The organism is Aquabacterium fontiphilum (assembly GCF_009909205.1).
Taxonomy (GTDB): Bacteria; Pseudomonadota; Gammaproteobacteria; order Burkholderiales; family Burkholderiaceae_C; genus Aquabacterium; species Aquabacterium fontiphilum.
This window is the reverse complement of sequence record NZ_JAAAPN010000024.1, coordinates 1-1,479: the sequence shown is the minus strand read 5'-3', so window position 1 is coordinate 1,479 and position 1,479 is coordinate 1. Positions and strand designations below refer to the sequence as shown.

1 protein-coding gene is annotated in these 1,479 nt (G+C 58.6%); it reads left to right on the top strand.

All coding sequences use genetic code 11. The features are described 5' to 3' along the window. The coding region (locus tag GTZ97_RS16390) for a phospholipase effector Tle1 domain-containing protein (RefSeq protein WP_201748332.1) at positions 1 to 1,479 on the top strand (1,479 nt) is incomplete at both ends.

Here is a 1,479-nt window from a genome sequence, read left to right as displayed (position 1 = left end):
CCGCCCACGCCGCCCACACCCAACACACGCCCAAAGACTTCACGCTCAACCTGCGCCTGCCCGGGCAGTACTTCGACGCGGAGACCGGCTGGCACGACAACGTGCTGCGCACCTATGACCCGCAGCGCGCCCAGTACCTTGAGCCCGACCCCCTGGGCCCCCTGCCCAACTGGCGCAGCACCAGGCTGCTCACCCAGCCCTATGCCTACGCCAACCACAACCCCATCACCTACGCCGACCCCACCGGGCTCATCTTGTTTGCGTTTGACGGGACGGGGAACAGCAACGATCTGACGGATCCCGCAATGGTGGGTGGGACTGTGAGCAATGTGTGGGAATTTCGAAACTTATACGATGATGGGAACGCTCGCTACATCACCGGCGTGGGGACCGTCCACCGAGATGCCGAATATCGCGACATCGTGCCAGACGAATTCGCCAGAGGCAGACTGCTGGACTACCTCACCGGCAGCGATCCGCTTTACCTCAACGACATGGGAGGGAATTACTCGGGGCCGGCGCGGATTGATCGAATGGAGCTTTATATCCGTGATGAGGCAGATCTCTTCGATAACACGAAAGCCATGGACATCGACATCATTGGCTTCAGCCGGGGCGCCGCACAGGCGCGTGATTTTGCCAATCGCATCACACAGGCCAGCATCGTCATAGATGGCAAGACCTACTACCAATACAAGGACAAAAACGGCCAAGACGCCTGCCAGTGGGTGAACTTTCGTTTCATGGGTCTGTGGGATACGGTGTTGTCCACCAACTTCAGCGGCACCCGCTACAACCTGGGTATACCCACCCAATTCCAGCACGTGGCACATGCTGTAGCGCTCAATGAGCACCGCAGCGGCAACCTGCTTAGCTATGCCACGCGCTTGGCGCTACCGTATTCGCAGCACTGGGGCGCGTTTCCGCTGGTGAGCATCGGGCAGAGCAGCAACAATGGCGACAAGGTGCGTTTGGAGCTCGGGTTCCTGGGGGCGCATGCGGACATCGGCGGTGGTTACGATAGCAACGATTTGTCCAAAGTATCGCTGGCCTGGATGATCAATCAGGCTAAACAAGCGGGCGTTCAGATGAGCCCTGAAAGCATCACAGTCTCGGGCACAGCCATGTTGCACGACAAGAGCAACAACATCCAAACTGGCCAACCCAGGGACACGTGTTTCATTTGTACGGCAGGTGAAGACCGTGAGGTGGTTGGCGCACCCAGCGGCAGCCGACAGCGTGAGATGGGCTTTGGAGGTACCAACAGCATGACCTATGCAGACACGCAGGGCAATGGTTTTATCACGTACAAAAATCGCGCCGACATCCCGCGTTGGACAGAGGAGCAGGTTGCCAGAACGCCGGGCATTGGCGAAGGTGAAGTGGATCGCTTCAGTTCGGATGAAACGGGGGAGGTCAACATGGATGCTTACCTTGCCTGGCTGAAGCTCAACGGCTACAACCTCGACAACCTCAGGG